We start from the raw sequence: 18,224 nt of genomic DNA, 5'->3' as shown, positions 1-18,224 counted from the left end.
AGGTTCATTATTTTTTAACGTGCTTCAAAATACATAGTGATTTCGAAACCGATACGGATGTCTTGAAAAGCTGGTTTGGTCCACTGCATGGGATTACTCCAAAAAGTTATTATAGGATCATCAGTAAGATGAATGAAAGTAATTATCAATGGTAGTATAAGCTGACCCTCTATGTCAATTTGTTAGATGTTAACGTAGAAGGTTTTGGTAACATAGCCTGGCCGCACAAATCAAAGCAAATCTGTATTGGCGTTTTATGGCCGAAGCGTTTCTGGCTCCTAGTTCCTTACATAATAGGTATGGCATGACGTTGGTATTATACCTTTTGTTCGACGATTCGTTTATATGGATTGGCTGTTTTTTATGAGAATTATCACCGATCTTTAGTTATGGTAAGAAGAAAATACAGTGGTGATTTATTTTTTTAACAGAATGGTTTTTCACTTTGAAAAAACATGAATGTTTTGAAAGGTAGTGTAAGACGCATTGCCTGAGTACAGGTATTATTGACAATAAAAAATAGCGCATTCAAATCGTGAATACGCTAAAAAAGGGCTAACTTAATGATATGCAACTAATATCACATTTAAGTGAGTATTAAGTTGATATTGGAGTGTCTAAATTCATTTGTTGCTCCTGACTTGTTTTGCTGTCCACTGCCGCATTTAGGTTTACGAGAAAAATAGCAACGGCTGCAATTATTCCTGGTATGGCGATAAACAAAAAGTTCGTCTGGTGGCTTAGCTCAAGTGTCAGTAGCGCCCCAGTTAAGATAGGACCTACAATAGCGCCAATACGACCAATACCCGATGCCCAGCCCATCGCCGTCGTACGTACCGCTGTAGGATAGTATTGAGCAACAAAGGTATAAAGTAAGATCTGCGAGCCAATAGTAGTAGCGCCAGCGATTGCAATGAGAGTATATAGCACCACCTGAGGACTATTATAGCCAAGCAATATCAATGCCACTGCACCCAAGGCAAACATGAGGGCCAAAACAGGTTTAAGATGGAATTTGTCAGCTAATACACCACCACCGATAGCCCCAACCATACCACCAATATTGAGTGCAAATAAGAACAGCATACTAGCGCCTAATGAATAACCTGCCTGAATCATCAGTTTTGGCAACCAGCTAGCAAGTGCATACACCATCAGCAGGCACATAAAGAAAGCAACCCAAAACATGATAGTGGTGAATCCACGGTTTTTTAGAAAAAGGGCCTTAATGGGTGCGTCATCACCTTTGGTCGGCTCATCTAATAGTAAGGTAGTAGAGGCAGTGACCGTTTCTTGTGGTGCAAGTCTGCGGACGATTTTTTTAGCGTCATCATGCCTGTCTTCTTTGACCAAATACATCAAAGACTCAGGCAGCATTTTCCAAATAATTGGCAATAGCAAGGTGGGAATACCTGCGATATAAAACATAATTTCCCAGCCAAAATCCACCACTAAAAATGACCCTAGTAGTGCTGACGCCATACCACCGATGGCATAGCCACTAAACATGATAGCAACTAGCGTACTACGCATACGTTTTGGCGCGTATTCAGAGGTCAGAGCGACACATATCGGCATCACACCACCAATACCTAAACCAGCAACAAAGCGTAAAGCAGCAAACTGCATTGGACCATCAGCAAAAGCCCCTAAAAAGGTAAAACTACTGAATAGACCCACACAAATCATAATCGTTTTTTTGCGTCCAATCTTGTCTGAGAGAGTCCCAAAAATCATGGCGCCAAACATCATACCAAAAAGTGCAGCACTGGCAAGAAAACCTGCTTGTACCGCGGTCAATGACCATTCCTCCATCAGTAGCGGCAGCGCCACACCATAAATAATAAGATCATAGCCATCAAAAATAATAATCAATAGGCACCAAAACAACACTTTCCAATGAAAAGGGGAAAATTTGGCTTCATCAATGACTTTATTGATGTTTAGGGGTTTAGATTCCATTCGTTTTTCTCCGTGGGTAATATCCTTATACGTGCTTTACAAGTTAGGGTTTTACCGGTACTAAGTCAAAAACCATCTAAGTATAAATTTATACCTAAAAGGTATGGTTTTTACTTTGGTAGAATGGAAGAAGCGAGACCTTTCTCTAGAATACACTGTAAGGATTTATACGCCGATGACTCCGGCAATATTACTATTGTTCAAGAAAATAATGCCTTTACTGATCATAGATAGTCTTTTTAAAAACACCAATAAAAAAGTAGCTCATATATCTTTTAGATATATGAGCTACTTAGGTTTCTATGAAAGCGTTATTTGTTCATGGCTAAATAGTCTATGGCCAATTGACTCAACGCTTTAGTACCCACTTTAAATGAGGCTTCGTCTGCGTAAAAGTAGGGAGAGTGATTGTACGCGGCCTTACTGGGATCTTGTCCGACGGGCGTACCCCCTAAGAAAATAAATAATCCTGGTACTTCTTGGGAATAAAACGAGAAATCTTCAGATGCCGTGAGCTTAGGCACATCAAATACGTTGTCCGCACCCGCTACGCTTTTAAGCGTGGGTAGCATCTGCGCAGTAAGCGCTGGATTATTGATAGTAACAGGATAACCTTTGATGATTTTGACATCTGCTTCTGCGCCTGACGCCATCGCTATATGAGTGGCAGTCGTTTTTATGTTATCAAAAATTTGATCGCGATTATCCATATCAAAGTTACGAATAGTACCAATCATATTGACACTATCTGGAATAATATTGTCGCGTATTCCACCACTTATTTTGCCAAATGAGATGATGGCAGGCTCTTTAGTAATGTCCACTTGACGACTGACTATATGATTAATCCCTGTAACGATTTGCGAGGCAGCGGCAATAGGGTCCACCCCATTCCAAGGAGCTGAACCGTGAGTCTGCTTGCCTTTTACGGTGATATCAAAGGTGTCCGCACTGGCCATAATAGGACCGCTTCGGTAGCCAATTTGACCAGTGTTTAAACTAGACATAATATGAAGTCCAAATGCAACGTCTGGTTTATATTTTTTAAATATGCCTTGCTTCAACATCAGATTGGCGCCACCTTCTTCACCTGTAGGGGCGCCTTCTTCTGCTGGCTGAAACACAAACATGATATTGCCATGCAGCTCTTTTTGTACGCCAGCCAGTACTTCAGCCGTTCCCATTAACATAGCAACATGAGTGTCGTGACCGCAAGCATGCATGACCCCCACGTCTTCTCCCATATACTTAGTCACAACCGTTGATTTAAATGGGACATCTGCTTTTTCAGTGACTGGCAATGCATCCATGTCTGCCCGTAGCATGACTGTGGGGCCGGGTTTGGCACCTTTTAAGTAACCCACAACCCCCGTGTGCGCGATGTCAGTTTCAACCTGCATACCGAGTGACTTTAAATGCTTGGCAACGATAGCGGCAGTACGGGTTTCTCTGTTGCTCAGTTCAGGATGTTGATGAATGTCCCGACGCCATTCAATCACCTTATTTTCAACGCTTTTTACCTGTTCATCGATGTTAATATCGGCATGAGCACTAAATGCGCTACAGGCCGCAATACTAACAACCAATGATAATAATGACTTTTTCATGTTCCTTCCTTGTCTGAAATTACTTCCGTGTGGTGACTTTTTTTCATAATAGCGCTTAACTGCTCAATAAATTTGGCGTGATTAGTAGGTTAAATACTGTCGAACAAGCTGATTGAATACCTCAGGCTGCTCAATGTTTGAGATGTGGGAGGCTTCAATAGTAGCGAGTGTGGCATTTGGGATATGATCGACCATATATTGACCATCGGCAACCGTCGTCACTGGGTCTTCCGATCCTGCCACCACCGTAATCGCGACATCGATATCTTTTAATTGCTCGCGAGTATCAGCGGTAGACAGCGCTTCACAGCAGCTGGCATAACCTTCGCTACTGCTAGCGGCAAGAGTGTCAGATAAGGCGTTGACGATATCAGGATGGTTACTGATAAAGCCCTCGGTAAACCAACGCGAGGCGGCTGTTGCCGCGATAGGATCTAGACCTTGCTCTCGTACCAATTGTGCCCGCTCTGTCCATGCGGCCTCATTGCCAATTTTTGCAGCCGTATTGCACAGCATCAAGTGGTGGAAGCGGTTAGGATAATGGACGGCTAGCCATTGACCCGTCATGCCTCCCATTGAGATGCCACAAAAGAACGCTTTATCAATATTCAAGTGATCGAGCAAATCAATGACGTCTTGTCCAAGCGCATCAAGGCTATAAGGGCCTTTGGGTGCAGAAGATTTCCCATGACCACGAGTGTCATAACAGACGATGAAATAATCGTTTTGCAAAGCGTTAATTTGCGGCTGCCACATGTGGTAGCTGGTACCTAAAGAGTTGGAGAATATAAGCGCAGGGTTACGGCTATCACCAAAGGTGGCATAGTTTAAGGTAACGTCTTTATTTTCAAGTACAGGCATAACGATCATCCTTATTTATAATGGTGTCATTGTAATGTCAGTGGCGCATAGGTTTATGGTGATTGATTATTAATGCATTCAATGATCAATTCGTTCGATAATCATCGCGATACCTTGTCCCACCCCAATACACATCGAACATATGGCATAACGCTTATCACTTTTCTCAAGTTGATTGAGTGCTGTTAAAATCAAACGTGCTCCTGAAGCGCCAAGTGGGTGACCAAGCGCAATCGCACCGCCATTCGGATTGACACGCTCGCTATCATCAGGCAATCCCAAATCTCGTGTACAGGCTAGGGATTGCGCAGCAAAGGCTTCATTTAACTCAATAACATCCATCTCATCAAGTGACAGTCCAGTTTGCGCCAGTAGCTTTTTCATCGCCGGTGCTGGGGCAAAGCCCATAATACGTGGTTCAACACCTACTGTGGTGGAAGCCACAATACGCGCACGCGGCTTTAGATTAAATTCTTTAATGGCTTGCTCTGACGCTACTAAGAAGGCTGCTGCGCCATCATTAATGCCTGATGCATTACCAGCAGTGACTGTGCCATTTTCTTTAACGATGGCACGAAGTTTGGTTAATTTCTCAAGCGTGGTGTCTGCACGAGGATGCTCATCTTTATCGACAATGACCGCATCGCCTTTGCGCTGCGGGATGATGACTGGGGTAATCTCGTCTTTGAAAAATCCTGATTCTTGTGCAGCATTGGTACGTTGTTGGCTGCGTAGTGCAAAGGCGTCTTGGTCAGCACGATTGATGTTGAACTGCTCAGCGACATTTTCCGCCGTTTGCGGCATAGTTTCAGTGCCATATAACTCGTCGAGCTTTGGATTGATAAAGCGCCAGCCCATGGTGGTATCTTCTAACTTTTGGTTACGAGAAAATGCTTTATCTGACTTACCCATTACAAATGGCGCACGGCTCATGCCCTCAACACCACCTGCAATAATGAGATTGGCTTCTCCGGCTTTAATCGCACGCGCAGCTATGGCTAACGCATCCATTGACGAGCCGCATAGGCGATTCACCGTAGTAGCTGGCACTTGATAGGGAAGGCCGGCAAGAAGGGATGACATGCGCCCGACGTTACGATTGTCCTCACCGCTTTGATTGGCACAGCCGTAAATAACATCATCTACTTGCACCCAATCGACATTGGTATTGCGTTCCATCAAGGCTTTAATAGGAATAGCACCCAAATCATCGGCACGTACAGGGGCTAGACCGCCACCGTAACGTCCAAAAGGCGTGCGAATGGCATCAATAATATAAGCGTTGTTTAAACCAGTAGTTGAATCGAACATAGCGATTATCCTAAGTTTTAATTATGAGATGTTTTTATTTAGTCGCGTCAATGAGCGTGGCACCCGTTACCGCTTGTAAGTCATTAAAGCTTAGGTTTTCGACCATTTCAGTCACTACCAGTCCTTTAACCGTGACATCAATAACACACAGGTCGGTGAAAATACGATCTACACAGTTTTTCCCAGTCACAGGATAGGTAAGCTCGCTGACGATCTTAGGCTCACCAGTCTTGGTCGTGTGATTGGTCATCACAAAGACTTTTTTGGCACCAACTGCTAAGTCCATAGCACCGCCGACAGCAGGTATTGCTCCCTCTGCACCAGTACTCCAATTGGCCAAGTCACCATTGGCTGCAACTTGAAACGCACCCAATACGCAAATGTCGATATGTCCCCCGCGCATCATGGCAAACGAGTCGCCATGGTGAAAGAAGCTACCGCCATCTAACATGGTGACGTATTCTTTTCCGGCATTGATCAGTTCTGGATCTTCTTCACCTTTGGCAGGGGGTGGGCCAAAAGCCAGCAGGCCATTTTCTGAATGCAAAAATACATCTTTGTCAGCAGGCAAGTATTTTGCAATTTTGGTGGGTAGACCAATGCCCAAATTGACATAGGCACCATCTGGAATATCTTGGGCAGCGCGCTCAGCGATTTGATCCCGTGTTAGTAACGTATGACTCATGATGACGCTCCTTATGATTGACCGTATTAAGTGCTTGCTGCGGTAGTAGAATGAGTAGGCTCGATTTGCACCACATGCTGCACAAAGATACCTGGCGTGATGATGTGTTCAGGATCAAGCGCACCAAGATCTACTGTTTCAGAAACTTGAGCAATCGTCACGTCAGCTGCCATGGCAATGATGGGACCAAAGTTACGTGCTGATTTTCGATAGACTAAGTTGCCCCAGCGATCGCCCTTATCAGCTTTGATTAACGCAAAATCCGCTTTAATTGGATACTCTAGGACGTAGTCTTTACCATCGATATGGCGCGTCTCTTTACCTTCTGCGAGTAAAGTACCAAAGCCCGTTGGCGTATATACCGCACCAAGTCCCATACCTGCGGCTTGAATACGGCAGGCCAGATTGCCTTGTGGTACCAGCTCCAGCTCGATTTTTCCCGCATGATATAGCTCATCAAATACCCAAGAGTCTGACTGGCGCGGGAATGAGCAAATAATTTTGCGCACTGCCCCTGTTTTTAATAGTTTGGCAAGACCATGATCACCGTTGCCTGCATTATTGTTAATAATCACTAAATCTTTAACACCCAAATCAATGAGCGCATCAATCAGTTCAGCAGGTTGTCCTGCTGTACCAAAACCACCAATCATAATGGTAGCGCCGTCTTTGATTTGACTGAGCACCTCAGTGATGTTTTTATCCGCTTTGTTAATCATATTGATACCCTATGAGAACGTAGTGTTAGATAGTATTAGCCAGAGTTTTCTGTAAAGCCGTTGAATCATTTATTAAGGGGTCTGGGGGTTACTGGAAGATGGCATTATCAATAACCCGTAGCGTTTGCGATTAACTAAATGATAGTAAACGTTTTTTATTTAAAACATAATGAGCAATCATACCGATAACGATGCCCCAAAATACGGAACTTAACCCCAAAAAGCTCATACCAGAAGCGGTTGCTAAAAAGGTAATTAAGGCGGCATCTCTTTGGTCATCATCTTTCATGGCAATCGTGATGTTGGTAGAAATAGCACCAAGGAGGGCAAGTCCAGCCAGCGCGGCGACCAGCTCTTTTGGCAATAGGCTAAACACCATTACAATGCTGCCAGCAAATAAGCCGCCTAATAAATAGAAGATGCCATTGGCGACCCCTGCGATATAGCGTTTTTCTTTCAGCTCATGGGCGTCTTTTCCAGTACATAATGCGGCGGTAATGGCGGCTAATACGATGGTAATACCGCCCACACAAGCGACGGCTAATGACGCAAGGCTTGCGATACTCACGATAGGTTTGGCTGGTGTGTCGTAGCCACTTAAATTTAAAATAGCCATACCCGGTAAAAACTGTCCAGTTAAACTAACAAGGATTAATGGTATAGCAAGGTTAAACGTGGCGTTCCATGTCCATTCAGGCCAGATAACGGTGGGTATGGTAATCGCCAAATCCATATCGACAGGATTCATCCTGCCAAGTAGAACACTTAAAATAACCCCGCATAACAGCACCCAAATCATGGTATAGCGCGGTGACAAACGTTTGGCCAATAAATAACAACCAAGCATGCTAAACACGATAAATGGCATGGTGTTGGTGGCGACAAATAACTCTAAGCCAAACTGAAACAAAATACCGGCCATCATTCCAGCCGCAATACCATTCGGAATCCATCGCAAAATTTTGTCAAAAGAACCTGTTGCACCTACCAAAAATATCACCACGGCTGAGAGAATATAAGCGGATATAGCCTCATTGATGCTCATCTCAGGAAAGACTGTCACCAGTAATGCCGTTCCGGGCGCTGACCAAGCGGTGATGATTGGCGTCTTGTATTTAATAGACAGATAAATACCAGAGACAGCAGCGCCAATGGAGATGCCCCAAATCCAAGAGGCCATCATCGCATCTGAGACCTGCGCCGCTTGTGCTGCCTGAAAAAAGATAATCAAAGGGCCAGCATACGAGATGAGCACAGCCAAAAATCCTGCCACCGATGCCGATAGTGACCAATCTTCTTTTAATGTTTGGATGACAGTGGCCATATTGCTTCCTTGCAAATGAGCAGTAATCAGAGAGTAGTGGAGTTCACGTTAGTCAGTCTACGAGTCTATAGGCGTTTTTTAGCCTGCATCACCACCACCCACAGGGATCGTACTGCCAGTGATATAGGAGGACTCATCTGACGCTAAAAACACAATGGCATTGACTTGCTCATCAATCGTGCCGTAGCGCTTCATAAAGGTGCGATCGATGGTTTGATCAACGACCGCATCCATCCATACCTTTTCATCATCCGTTAATGGCTTGGCATTACGTGGAATCTTTCTAGGCGGCGCTTCAGTACCGCCCGTTGCGACTGCATTGATACGAATGCCATCATTGGCATACTCAAAAGCGAGTGAGGCGGTCATAGCATTCACACCACCTTTTGCGGTTGAGTAGGGGATACGGTTGATACCACGGGTGGCGACAGAGGAGACATTGACAATGGTGCCTGCTTGCTGTTCAACCATGACTGGTAACACCGCACGGCAACACCACAGTGTTGGGAATAACGAACGACTGATTTCTTTCTGGATCTCTTCTTCAGAGAAGCTGATAAAAGGCTTCATCCATATCGCACCGCCAACGTTATTGACGAGTACATCGATACGACCATAAGTATCCAGTGCCTTATCGATAGCCGCTTGCGCGCCTTGATAGGTCTCAAGATCCGCTTGAATTGTCGAGGCATCACCGCCGCTCGCGATTATTTCGGCTAAGACTTCTTCCACCAATGGCGAGAAGTCTGCCATGACGATCTTTGCGCCTTCGCTTGCGAGACGTAAAGCGACGCCACGCCCGATACCTTGGGCGGCACCCGTGACGATACATACTTTATTTTCAAAGCGCTTACTCATTACTGTCTCCTAAAAACTTTGCTTGTCGCTTTATGGTTTCAGCCATTTTATTTTTCACTAGGGGTGAATTTCTCATAATAAAAATTGCTGGGCTTTAGCTGGCTAGCATCTAACCAATTACTGACCGCATCGACCATGGCTAAAGGACCGCAAAGATAAACATCAACGTCACCTCCATTTAACCAATCCTCTGCAACGTGACTTGTGACGTAGCCTTTACGCTCATGGCTACTGTCTTCGCTTGCCACACAAGTACGATAATCAAACCAAGCGTGGTTTTGTTTCACTTCTTTAAGTTTGGCAATTTCCACCAAGTCTGTGTCGTTGGTGACGCCATAGACCATATTGACAGGATGATGACCACCAGCAACTTCTAAGCTTTTTAACATTGATAAGAAAGGGGCAATGCCAGTACCGCCTGCCAAAAATAATGTCGGGCGCACCAGTGGACGCAGATAAAAACTGCCAAATGGGCCTTCAAAATTGATCTCTTGGCCTATCTGCGCGATATCAGACAAGAAGGTGCTCATTTTGCCATTAGGAATATTGCGGACGACAAATTCAGCTTGCTTAGCGCTTGGCACCGAGCTAAATGAGTAAGAACGTGTTTCGTCACTATCAGGAATACTAATATTGACGTATTGACCCGGCAGGAATACCAAGGCATCTGGGTTTTCGATGTCCACACCAAAGTGAATGGTAGACTCTGACAGTACATTGAGCTGTTGTAGCTTGCCTTTAAAAGTCGATTTGCCCACTTTACAGGCTTCAGAAGAGCTTGGTACCTTGATGACACAGTCGCTTTCAGGGATCATTTGACAAGTCAACACGTACCCGTCGTTGGCTTCCGCTTCTGTGAGTGCATCTTCGATGTACATATCAGGGTGCATATCGTAGCTGCCAGATTCACAATGGCAACGGCAAGTACCGCAAGCACCATCTAGACAATCCACAGGGATATTAAATTTTTGACGATAAGCGGCTTCGGCTACCGTTTCATCGGCTTCACATTTAATAAAGCCTGTGACACCGTCTTCGAATTGTAGAGCAATATTGTATTCCATGAGAAATATCCCTTTCCAACACCTATTAAATGAAACGTAATGACTAAATAGTGACTAAATAGTGACTAAATAGTGACTAAGTATTTACTGAATCATGACTGAGCAATAACTAGATAACGCGCGAATATTAGACGTGATAGACATCCATGATTTGATGCACATAGTCGTCTTTTAAGACCACATATTTGTCCAAAATCTTTGGTTGCTCTTGAGTCATGTCTATTTTGTACTGAGAGTAACCCCAGTAAGTATTGGTCTCATGATAGCGATAAGATTTATTGATCCAGTTAAAGCGTACTGTCACGATACCGTCGTTATCTTCAAGCAGTTCAATGTTAGATAGATTATGAGCGGTGCGGGTATCGGGAATGGTCGCAGATGAGCGCTCCGTTTCGATACGGAAAATACGATCTTCAAGACCACGACGATCAGGATAATAAATCAGTGAGATTTCTCTCTGCGGATCGCTAATCAGCTCACCATCGTCATCCCAGCTTGGCATCCAAAAAGGGCAGTCTTCGTCATAACAAGTCAGCCATTCTTCCCATTTTTTCTCGTCCAATAAACGCGCTTCACGGTATAAAAACTGTCGAATGTCTTCAATTTGCACAGTGGTGTTTTTCATGATTGATATCCTTATGTGTTGGTTGTTCCTGCCATGATGAGCAAGTTACTGGCTGTCGTATTACCCTTCGCCATGTATCTGTTTTTCTTGCTCTAGCGCTTTTTTCATCTCTTCATGCCAGTAGCGATGCTGGACGGTATACAAGCCTTCATCTTCAGTTTTAACCCCACTCAATAAAGGTTTGAGATCAATTGCTGCCGCACCTTCATCTGCGCCTTCTATCCAATGCTCTGAGCCACGGCACATATCATTCCATTCAAGTTTGATACCGTTATAACCTTCTTGGCACGAGCGGAATTCTTCTAGATCATCAGGCGTTGCCATGCCAGTGACGTTAAAGAAATCTTCGTACTGGCGGATACGGCGCGCACGTGCTTCATCGCTTTCACCTTTGGGGGCGATACACCAAATACTCACTTCAGTTTTATCAACGGAAATAGGGCGTAACATACGAATTTGTGAGCTGAACTGATCCATGATATAGACGTTTGGATAGAGGCATAAGTTACGCGAGCGTCCAATCATCCAATCCGCCATCGCTTCACCATAGCTTGCGACATAATCATCACGATATGCATAGTTTGGACGGTCTTGGGGGTTTTCCCACTGAGTCCATAGCAACATATGACCGTTTTCAAAAGAATAAAAACCACCGCCTTGACGACCCCATTTACCCGCATTCATGGCTTTGATGTTGTCTGTTTTGACGGTTTCTTCTTTACGGCGGGCAGTCGTGGCAGCATAGTTCCAATGCACTGCTGAAACGTGATAGCCATCAGCACCGTTTTCAGCTTGTAACTTCCAATTGCCGTCAAAGGTATAGGTTGAGCTGCCACGCAAGACTTCTAAACCTTCTGGAGATTGATTGACAATCATGTCAAGGATCTTGGTAGAACCGCCAAGCCATTCTTCGATAGGCTGGACGTCATCATTTAAGCTGGCAAAGATAAAGCCTTTATAATTGGCTATCTTCACTTGTTTTAGATCGTGTGAACCGTCTTTGTTGAATATCTCAGGATAACCTGCGCCACGTGGGTCTTTTACTTTAAGCAGCTTGCCTGTGTTGTTAAAGGTCCAACCGTGGAATGGGCAAGTGTAAGTGGCTTTGTTGCCTTTTTTATGACGGCATAACTGCGCGCCACGGTGTGAACAGGCGTTAATCATACAATGCAGCTCGCCTTCTTTATTGCGGGCAAGGATGACTGGCTGACGACCAATGTATGAGGTGTAATAATCGTTGTTATTCGGAACTTGAGTTTCATGCGCCAAGTACACCCAATTGCTCTCAAAGATGTATTTCATCTCAAGTTCAAACAGCTCTTCGTTAGTGAAGGCACTACGATGCAAGCGATAAACCCCTTGTTCACTGTTCTCTTCTAAAAAATCATCAATAGTGATGTCTGATCCTTCAGGTACTAGATTGATACGCTCGCTCATGGCTGCCTTCCTTGTATAATAACGATGTTAAATGAGGGTAGGGTGTGACGTTTGATACGACAGCTGATGAAGTATCAAACGCAAAATCCTACGGTTTATCAGCTATTTATCTTTAATATTAAATGATGGTTAACCTTGGGCACGGCGGCGTTCTACTTCACTACCTTGTACCGCTTGGTCAATATCTTTTACTAAATGAAAGTCAAAGTCGATACTGGCGTAAGGCTTATCAAGCGCTTTTTCTTTTAGCTGGTCAGCATCTTCAACCATCGTGACTTCTGGCACCAAGCCTTCGCGACTGGCAAAAGCAAAGTCATCCCATAAGTACTCGTCGCCATCGATGTTGATTTGCGTGGTCAATTTGCGATGACCATCCGCACTGGCGAAGAAGTGAATATGGGCGGGGCGATGACCATGACGACCTAGCGGGCCCAGTACTTTTTGCGTCATGCCGTCTGGTGGCACCGAGTAACCTAGCGGTACAATACTGCGGAAGGCATAATTGCCGTTTTCGTCCGTGATGATGCTGCGACGTAAGTTGAATGCTGACTGTGACTCATCAAAGAAAGAGTAGTTGCCTAAGCTATTGGCATGCCATACTTCAACTTTGGCATTCGGTAGTGGGTTGCCATCGTTGTCATAAACAGTCCCTTGCATAAACAGCACGGTACCATTATCAAGGTCTGTACCATCGTCTAGACGTGCAAAGCCTTGTGCTTCTGGCGCACCAGCGACATAGAGTGGCCCTTCGATAGTACGTATAGTGCCGCCATCAAGTCCTGCTGCTTTTAAATCCTCTTCAATCATCAAATCCATGAAGTGATCAAAACCGAGGCCGGGTGATAACAACCCCGCTTCTTTGCCCAAATCACCAATGAATTCAACCCCAGTCCAATATTCATCGGCAGTGATTTTTAGGTCATTGATGGTTTGCATGAGGTCGGTGACGATACGTAATACAATCTCTTGTACGCGTGGATTGACTTGTTCAGGGAAGTCAATTTTGCCTTTGATAAATTGCGTGGCTAATGCTTCAATTTGGCTGCGTTCCATGTCTCTCTCCTTGTTGAGGACTATTTAAAAGGGATAAATATTTTAACGGGATAAGTATTGAGTATTCTTACTCAAAATTTGTTTGCCTGTGTTATTGCGCTATTAAAATTTGAGCCATAGCGCCCGCTTGGTCTGATATAGACCAATGATGTTTGGTAATAAATAAGGGGGCTTTAAGCCAATACGCTATTGATGAGTGGTTGTCTGCTCTGATTGAGCCTATCAATACGCTATCTACCGCTTAGCTGTCATCACTACGAATAGATGATGGATGACGTAACAAGGGTGTCACCTCAACCTTCATGTAGGGATATAGAGGTAACGACATCATGATGTCGTGTAACTCTTCGTTACTGTCGACATCAAAGATACTGAAGTTAGAGTATTCGCCAGCCAAGCGCCAAATGTGACGCCACTTACCTTGCTCTTGTAGCTTTTGCGAGAGGGCTTTTTCGGTTGCTTTAAGCTCGTTGACCTTGTCTGCATCCATACTTGTTGGGATTAACACATCCATTCTGACGTGGTATAACATAATTACTTCCTTATATTTGATGAGGGTAAGTTGGCGAGTTGCTATCGCGTTTCATTTTGAACGTCCGTAGCAAATGATGACTTTTCTTATTTAGTGGCGGCTTGTTTGGCATAGCGATATACCTTATCGCTGTCTACTTCGATACCTAATCCAGCTCCGCTGGGTACTGTCAAACCAAAGTCTTGATAATCAAGAGGTTGCACTAAAATGTCTTCGGTCAATAAGAGCGGGCCGAACAGCTCTGTGTCGAAGTTCAAACTCGGATACGTTGAGAACACGTGTGCTGATGCCGCTGTACCGATAGGGCCTTCAAGCATCGTACCGCCATACAGCTCAATACCTGCTAAATGTGCCATTTGTCCAATGAGACAGGCGGCCTTTAATCCACCTGCTTGATTGATTTTTACGGCAAAGACGTCGGCACAATGATCTGCTGCTAAACGAGCGGCATTTTGCGGGTCTTGGACAATTTCGTCCGCCATGATGGGTACGTCAAAATGATCTGTTAAGCGTTTAAGTCCAGTAGGGTTTCTCATGGAGATAGGTTGTTCTATTAAATCAACGCCGCCCGCTTGCAATAGGCTAATGCCTTTCATCGCTTCAAGCTCTGTCCATGCTTGATTGACATCGACTGTGATGCGACAATCAGGTAAGGCTTGTTTGATCGCCAATACGTGCGCTACGTCGTCAAGAATCGGATTGCTACCGATTTTTAACTTAAAGATACGGTGGCGTTTTTGCTCAACCATGTGCTTAGCTTCAGCGATATCTTTGCTTGTATTACCGCTGGCTAGCGTCCAAGCCACTTCGATACGATCGCGGACACGGCCACCAATTAGCTCACTCACGGGCAAGTTTAAGCGTTTGCCTTCAATGTCTAGTAGGGCAGTTTCGATCGCACATTTTGCAAAACGGTTGCCATTGATATGAAGGTTTAGCAGTTGCATCGCTTTTGCTGCACTGGTCGGCTGCTCTTTTAATAAAAGAGGCGTGAAATAAGTATCAATATTGGTTTTGATGCTGTGAGGGCTTTCTTCGGCATAGCTGAGACCGCCGATCGTGGTTGCCTCTCCCCAGCCTTCATAGCCATCTTCTGTTTGGATATGTACTAGCACGAGTACTTGTTCGTTCATGACGGTACAAGCAAGCTTATGCGCTCGAATAGTAGGTATTGGTACCAGCAAGGTATTAATTGAACGAATCATGACAGTCCCTAATTGATGAGTGGTGCGTCCTTATGCTTAATAAGAACTATAAATGCTAGATAACAGCATGTCTAAGACCTATTTAGTCTATTATTAATACCTTTTAGGTATTTTTATATATAACCTGCACCGTGTTATGTTCTTTAGGTATAAAGATGATTGCTACGACCGAGTTCATTCGGTTGTCATAGTAATTAGCGTCACAACTGAAAAACTGATGTTAAGAAACCAGCCCAAGGCCTGATCAAGGAAGAGAAAAGATGGAACTGAGGCACTTACGCTACTTTGTGGCAGTCGCAGAAGAAAAGAGCTTTAATAAGGCAGCTGCGCGCTTGTATATCTCACAGCCGCCACTTAGTAGACAAATCAAGCAGCTAGAAGAAGAGATCGGAGTTACGTTAATTGATAGGGAAAATCGTCCACTCAAACTGACTGAGGCAGGGGAGTTTTTTTATGATCATGCCATTCAGATATTGAAAAAATCGGACGATCTGCGGGCGATGACCATTCGCAAAGGTAATTTTGATAATACGCTGTCTATCGGTTTTGTTTCCTCTATCTTATCTGGCATATTGCCAAAAGTGATCGCCCGTTTTCGTGAGGTATATCCAAATGTGGAAATCAAACTATATGAGCTGAATTCTTGGCAACAAACACAAGGATTGGTAGACGGAAAAATAGACGTTGGGTTTGGTAGGCTATTATTTGAAGACGCTTCTATCAGGCGGATGGTGCTTAGGGAAGAGAGCTTGGTCGTTGCCGTTCCTGTTGGTCATCCTTTGGCGAAGGAAGGGCGTACCAGTGTGAGACTGATGGATTTAACCAATGAGAATTTATTGCTATATCCAACCGCGCCGCGTCCCAGTTTTATCGATTATGTCTTGGAATTATTTGACGCTCGTAACTTAAAGGCCAATTATTTTACAGAGGTGCGTGAGTTGCATGTTGCATTGGGGCTGGTGGCGGCAGGCGAGGGTTTGACAATTGTGCCCAAAACCCTTGAACATTTGCGGAGTCAAGAAGTGACTTATATACCCTTTGAAGATGGATTGATTACCTCACCGATTGTGATGAGTGTCAGACACTTTGACAAGTCAGAGCTATTAAAAACATTGCTGAATGTCACTTACCAAATCTATGATGCAGAAGGTTTTGATTATAAACGTGAGAAAATCTGACAAGCTTTTAATACCATTAGTAGTGCTCTCAAAATTGAGTAGAATAACGCGAGATGAGACTAATTGTTTTTACAGGCTTTATAAAGGTAATAGAACACAGGATAGTCAAAAATCATCCTGTGTTCTTGTTGAGCAAATATCTCTTATATGATTGCCAACTTAAACCGTTATATCAGTAATCAGCAAGATAGTTTGTATCGTGTTACCCGTCTGCATCTCAGCGAGTATGGTGTTAAGGACTATGATGATAAATCGTTAGCATAGGCAAGCCTTCAAATTGAGTACAGTATTTGCTGAGACTACTTATATAGGGACTTAATTAACTCAACAGTACCGCGCATAGACCGACAACCGCCATGATACGTTGAACAATCAAACTGTCTTGCAAGTGAGTGTTTAGATAGGTAGCAACGCCTTTGCCGACAGTATATAGACCTAGCATGGCAACAATCATACCTATAAAAAATCCAGCAGTATTACTGTTTGCAGGAACTTCAATGGCGTGCGCCGCACCATGGAACATAGCGAGTGCACCAAAGCCAACGATGGCTAAGTTATGCCATGTTTTGACTGAGGCTTCATTGCTTTGATTCAGTGAATTGTTAAAGTAGCGGCTCATAAGTGCCATGGTTAGTAATACGATAGACAGTACGATACCGAATTCAATAAATACGCTGTTCAAGCTCACACTTAAACTGAGTACAAATCCTGTTACTAGACCAATTAACAGTGCTATAAAGCCTTTCTTAAAACTGTGCATCTGAGTAAATAGCAGGCCCATACCCAATGCCAGCATGAGGTGATCAAGCCCAGTTAAAGGATGCATGATACCAGACAATACTGAAGTGCTAAATGTGCTTTCTTCTGCCATCAAGCCATGCCCAGGGTGAGCCAATGCGAGTGTTGGTAGCAATGATAACAATGCTAAGCCACTGGTCATTGCCGCTTTGTTGTTGAAAGCTCTATATGTCATAGTTTGTGATATTTTTATTGTCATGATACATCCTTAATGAGTAAACAAATCGATATAAAAACTGACTGATAATCTGCTTATCCGTCAGCGGTTTGTAAAGCAGCTATTTATTCCATAATATAAGACATTAGAGGCAACATTCTACGCTACATTTATCATGCCTTTATCCAATATAAAGGCAACAATGTCATCAAGCCCTTCGCCTGTTTTCATATTACTAAAGACCACAGGCTTATCGCCGCGCATTTTTTTGGCATCACGTGCCATAACCTCAAGTGACGCACCTACGAGAGGGGCAAGATCGGTTTTATTGATAATGAGCAAGTCAGATTTCATGATGCCAGGCCCACCTTTACGAGGGATTTTATCGCCTGCTGAAACATCAATGACATACAAAGTTAAGTCGGATAGTTCAGGGCTAAAAGTTGCTGCCAAATTGTCACCACCAGATTCGATAATAATAAGCTCGAGACCTGCAAATTGGTCTTGTAATTCGGCGATGGCAGATAGGTTAATTGAGGCATCTTCACGAATGGCCGTATGCGGGCAGCCACCGGTTTCAACACCGCGAATGCGCTCAGCTGGCATGGCCTCATGGCGGGTTAAAAATTCAGAGTCTTCTTTGGTATAAATATCATTGGTTACCACTGCCATATTGACGTCATCCCGCAGGCGTTGACATAGTCTTAGCGTTAATGCTGTTTTTCCTGAGCCAACAGGACCGCCAATCCCTAAGCGTAGTGGCGAGAGCGTCGTGTCTAAATTTTTGTTTTCGACTTTGGGTGTCAGTGCCATAAATAAAGTTCCTTGATGAGAGTTGTGTTTATCAA

General features: G+C 44.1%; 18 protein-coding genes. 1 reads left to right on the top strand and 17 read right to left on the bottom strand.

Features of this window, described 5'->3' with window-relative positions; translation table 11 throughout:
* Positions 1–14: 14 nt before the first annotated feature.
* The 15 genes from pqqA to JFC10_RS13085 all read right to left on the bottom strand — a co-directional run bounded on the left by pqqA (position 15) and on the right by JFC10_RS13085 (position 15,243).
* Positions 15–89 carry a pyrroloquinoline quinone precursor peptide PqqA gene (gene pqqA, locus JFC10_RS13155; RefSeq protein ID WP_075107140.1) on the bottom strand — a complete coding sequence of 25 codons (75 nt, stop codon included), beginning with the start codon at positions 87–89 and terminating at the stop codon, positions 15–17.
* 508 nt (positions 90–597) lie between these two features.
* Positions 598–1,962, bottom strand: coding sequence for an aromatic acid/H+ symport family MFS transporter (locus JFC10_RS13150; protein WP_198333294.1), 1,365 nt, complete (start codon positions 1,960–1,962; stop codon positions 598–600).
* Between the two features lie 311 nt (positions 1,963–2,273).
* Positions 2,274–3,569: a M20 family metallopeptidase gene (locus JFC10_RS13145; protein WP_198333293.1), complete on the bottom strand. Its 1,296-nt coding sequence runs from the start codon at positions 3,567–3,569 to the stop codon at positions 2,274–2,276.
* Positions 3,570–3,650: 81 nt separating this feature from the next.
* On the bottom strand, positions 3,651–4,430 hold the full coding sequence (pcaD, locus tag JFC10_RS13140) for a 3-oxoadipate enol-lactonase (RefSeq protein WP_198333292.1): 780 nt from the start codon (positions 4,428–4,430) through the stop codon (positions 3,651–3,653).
* 78 nt (positions 4,431–4,508) lie between these two features.
* A complete protein-coding gene (gene pcaF / locus JFC10_RS13135; RefSeq protein WP_198333291.1) occupies positions 4,509–5,741 on the bottom strand; it encodes a 3-oxoadipyl-CoA thiolase in 1,233 nt (410 codons plus the stop codon).
* A gap of 34 nt (positions 5,742–5,775) precedes the next feature.
* Positions 5,776–6,426: a 3-oxoacid CoA-transferase subunit B gene (locus JFC10_RS13130; protein ID WP_198333290.1), complete on the bottom strand. Its 651-nt coding sequence runs from the start codon at positions 6,424–6,426 to the stop codon at positions 5,776–5,778.
* A 26-nt stretch (positions 6,427–6,452) separates the two neighbouring features.
* Positions 6,453–7,145: a 3-oxoacid CoA-transferase subunit A gene (locus tag JFC10_RS13125; RefSeq protein ID WP_198333289.1), complete on the bottom strand. Its 693-nt coding sequence runs from the start codon at positions 7,143–7,145 to the stop codon at positions 6,453–6,455.
* Between the two features lie 130 nt (positions 7,146–7,275).
* On the bottom strand, positions 7,276–8,469 hold the full coding sequence (benE, locus tag JFC10_RS13120; protein ID WP_198333288.1) for a benzoate/H(+) symporter BenE: 1,194 nt from the start codon (positions 8,467–8,469) through the stop codon (positions 7,276–7,278).
* Positions 8,470–8,547: 78 nt separating this feature from the next.
* Positions 8,548–9,327 carry a 1,6-dihydroxycyclohexa-2,4-diene-1-carboxylate dehydrogenase gene (locus JFC10_RS13115; RefSeq protein WP_198333287.1) on the bottom strand — a complete coding sequence of 260 codons (780 nt, stop codon included), beginning with the start codon at positions 9,325–9,327 and terminating at the stop codon, positions 8,548–8,550.
* Positions 9,328–9,374: 47 nt separating this feature from the next.
* Positions 9,375–10,391 carry a benzoate 1,2-dioxygenase electron transfer component BenC gene (gene benC / locus JFC10_RS13110; protein WP_198333286.1) on the bottom strand — a complete coding sequence of 339 codons (1,017 nt, stop codon included), beginning with the start codon at positions 10,389–10,391 and terminating at the stop codon, positions 9,375–9,377.
* A gap of 127 nt (positions 10,392–10,518) precedes the next feature.
* Entirely contained in the window at positions 10,519–11,016 is a 498-nt protein-coding gene (gene benB / locus JFC10_RS13105; protein ID WP_198333285.1) for a benzoate 1,2-dioxygenase small subunit, read from the bottom strand.
* 60 nt (positions 11,017–11,076) lie between these two features.
* Complete coding sequence (gene benA / locus JFC10_RS13100; RefSeq protein ID WP_198333284.1) at positions 11,077–12,453, bottom strand: benzoate 1,2-dioxygenase large subunit; 1,377 nt, start codon at positions 12,451–12,453, stop codon at positions 11,077–11,079.
* Positions 12,454–12,582: 129 nt separating this feature from the next.
* Complete coding sequence (catA, locus tag JFC10_RS13095; protein ID WP_198333283.1) at positions 12,583–13,506, bottom strand: catechol 1,2-dioxygenase; 924 nt, start codon at positions 13,504–13,506, stop codon at positions 12,583–12,585.
* 241 nt (positions 13,507–13,747) lie between these two features.
* Positions 13,748–14,038 (bottom strand): muconolactone Delta-isomerase, encoded by a 291-nt coding sequence (gene catC, locus JFC10_RS13090; protein WP_198333277.1) that lies wholly within the window; start codon positions 14,036–14,038, stop codon positions 13,748–13,750.
* A gap of 86 nt (positions 14,039–14,124) precedes the next feature.
* The gene (locus JFC10_RS13085; RefSeq protein ID WP_198333275.1) at positions 14,125–15,243 is read right to left on the bottom strand and encodes a muconate/chloromuconate family cycloisomerase; all 1,119 of its coding nucleotides are present in this window, start codon (positions 15,241–15,243) and stop codon (positions 14,125–14,127) included.
* Positions 15,244–15,503: 260 nt separating this feature from the next.
* Between JFC10_RS13085 and JFC10_RS13080 the strand changes: the two genes are divergently transcribed.
* A complete protein-coding gene (locus JFC10_RS13080) occupies positions 15,504–16,421 on the top strand; it encodes a LysR family transcriptional regulator (RefSeq protein ID WP_198333274.1) in 918 nt (305 codons plus the stop codon).
* 319 nt (positions 16,422–16,740) lie between these two features.
* Here the strand turns inward: JFC10_RS13080 and JFC10_RS13075 are convergent, their stop codons facing one another.
* Together JFC10_RS13075 and ureG are read right to left on the bottom strand one after the other, a co-directional pair.
* Complete coding sequence (locus tag JFC10_RS13075) at positions 16,741–17,418, bottom strand: HupE/UreJ family protein (protein ID WP_198333272.1); 678 nt, start codon at positions 17,416–17,418, stop codon at positions 16,741–16,743.
* A gap of 117 nt (positions 17,419–17,535) precedes the next feature.
* Positions 17,536–18,189 carry an urease accessory protein UreG gene (gene ureG / locus JFC10_RS13070; protein WP_198333270.1) on the bottom strand — a complete coding sequence of 218 codons (654 nt, stop codon included), beginning with the start codon at positions 18,187–18,189 and terminating at the stop codon, positions 17,536–17,538.
* Between the last annotated feature and the right edge of the window lie 35 nt (positions 18,190–18,224).

Source organism: Psychrobacter aquimaris (genome assembly GCF_016107525.1).
Lineage (GTDB): Bacteria > Pseudomonadota > Gammaproteobacteria > Pseudomonadales > Moraxellaceae > Psychrobacter > Psychrobacter aquimaris.
The sequence above is the reverse complement of the archived record's forward strand: the minus strand, read 5'-3'. Positions and strand labels throughout refer to the sequence as shown.

Coding starts and splice junctions, on each gene's coding strand:
- JFC10_RS13150 (WP_198333294.1), bottom strand. CDS start 1,962: ATGGAATCTAAACCCCTAAACATCAATAAAGTCATTGATGAAGCCAAA.
- JFC10_RS13145 (WP_198333293.1), bottom strand. CDS start 3,569: ATGAAAAAGTCATTATTATCATTGGTTGTTAGTATTGCGGCCTGTAGC.
- pcaD (WP_198333292.1), bottom strand. CDS start 4,430: ATGCCTGTACTTGAAAATAAAGACGTTACCTTAAACTATGCCACCTTT.
- pcaF (WP_198333291.1), bottom strand. CDS start 5,741: ATGTTCGATTCAACTACTGGTTTAAACAACGCTTATATTATTGATGCC.
- JFC10_RS13130 (WP_198333290.1), bottom strand. CDS start 6,426: ATGAGTCATACGTTACTAACACGGGATCAAATCGCTGAGCGCGCTGCC.
- JFC10_RS13125 (WP_198333289.1), bottom strand. CDS start 7,145: ATGATTAACAAAGCGGATAAAAACATCACTGAGGTGCTCAGTCAAATC.
- benE (WP_198333288.1), bottom strand. CDS start 8,469: ATGGCCACTGTCATCCAAACATTAAAAGAAGATTGGTCACTATCGGCA.
- JFC10_RS13115 (WP_198333287.1), bottom strand. CDS start 9,327: ATGAGTAAGCGCTTTGAAAATAAAGTATGTATCGTCACGGGTGCCGCC.
- benC (WP_198333286.1), bottom strand. CDS start 10,391: ATGGAATACAATATTGCTCTACAATTCGAAGACGGTGTCACAGGCTTT.
- benB (WP_198333285.1), bottom strand. CDS start 11,016: ATGAAAAACACCACTGTGCAAATTGAAGACATTCGACAGTTTTTATAC.
- benA (WP_198333284.1), bottom strand. CDS start 12,453: ATGAGCGAGCGTATCAATCTAGTACCTGAAGGATCAGACATCACTATT.
- catA (WP_198333283.1), bottom strand. CDS start 13,506: ATGGAACGCAGCCAAATTGAAGCATTAGCCACGCAATTTATCAAAGGC.
- catC (WP_198333277.1), bottom strand. CDS start 14,038: ATGTTATACCACGTCAGAATGGATGTGTTAATCCCAACAAGTATGGAT.
- JFC10_RS13085 (WP_198333275.1), bottom strand. CDS start 15,243: ATGATTCGTTCAATTAATACCTTGCTGGTACCAATACCTACTATTCGA.
- JFC10_RS13080 (WP_198333274.1), top strand. CDS start 15,504: ATGGAACTGAGGCACTTACGCTACTTTGTGGCAGTCGCAGAAGAAAAG.
- JFC10_RS13075 (WP_198333272.1), bottom strand. CDS start 17,418: ATGACAATAAAAATATCACAAACTATGACATATAGAGCTTTCAACAAC.
- ureG (WP_198333270.1), bottom strand. CDS start 18,189: ATGGCACTGACACCCAAAGTCGAAAACAAAAATTTAGACACGACGCTC.